This is a genomic window from Bacteroidia bacterium (genome assembly GCA_025056095.1).
Classification (GTDB): Bacteria; Bacteroidota; Bacteroidia; order JANWVE01; family JANWVE01; genus JANWVE01.
On record JANWVW010000364.1, the window covers coordinates 1 to 782 of the forward strand.

The 782-nt window shown below is 33.8% G+C and carries 1 protein-coding gene; it reads right to left on the reverse strand.

The features are described from left to right. Positions 1 to 105: 105 nt before the first annotated feature. On the reverse strand, positions 106 to 477 hold the full coding sequence (gene cas2, locus NZ519_14025) for a CRISPR-associated endonuclease Cas2 (GenBank protein MCS7029870.1): 372 nt from the start codon (positions 475 to 477) through the stop codon (positions 106 to 108). Positions 478 to 782 lie beyond the last annotated feature (305 nt).

The window sequence follows — 782 nt, forward strand, 5'->3', positions numbered from 1 at the left end:
GCACTTTATGCAAGATTTTAGCTTGTAAGTATTTGTAATTCAAGCTCAAACGAGATAAATACCTAATTACAAAGATAAAAACAGCAGTGATTAAATACATTTTTTTCAGAACAATTCCAGTTGAGCAGGTTTTTTAGGTGCTTTCTGCTTTTTTTGACAAAAAATAATTTCGGTTTTACCAAACTGTTTGTCGGTAAAGAAAAAGATGCCTAGCTTTCCTTCGGGCGGTTGAATTTTTTTTAGTTTGTTTTTGGTGGTTTCTACGGCTTCCATACTTATCTCGTGTTTAATATAAACTGAAAATTGAAACATGCTAAATCCCAATTTAAGCATTTTTTTACGAAAGGTAGCCGCATCTTTACGGTTTTGGGCGGTTTCCGTAGGCAAGTCGTACATGACAATAATCCACATATTTCTGTATGCATTTAGTTTAGGTTGAGTTTTGTCAAATTTTTTCTTTTTAGTAGTTCTAGGCATGTCTTGGTATACGTTTTGCGTGTAAATGAGTTTATTGATTAAGAACTTAGTTGTAAATTGGCTACAATTTCTTAATTTTGTATCGGCGTTTACAGCGAAGAGCGGCAGCTGCTTATCAATGAGTTATTTGTAAATTGGCTACAATTTCTTAATTTTGTATCGGCGTTTACAGCTCTTCTTGTTAGGCATAAAGCAAATTTACGTTGTAAATTGGCTACAATTTCTTAATTTTGTATCGGCGTTTACAGCAGTGTGCTACTCAACCCCGCTCCGATAAAAGTTGTAAATTGGCTACAATTTCTTAA

Excerpts from the sequence above, each read along its gene's own strand:
- cas2 (MCS7029870.1), bottom strand. The coding sequence starts at position 477 with ATGCCTAGAACTACTAAAAAGAAAAAATTTGACAAAACTCAACCTAAA.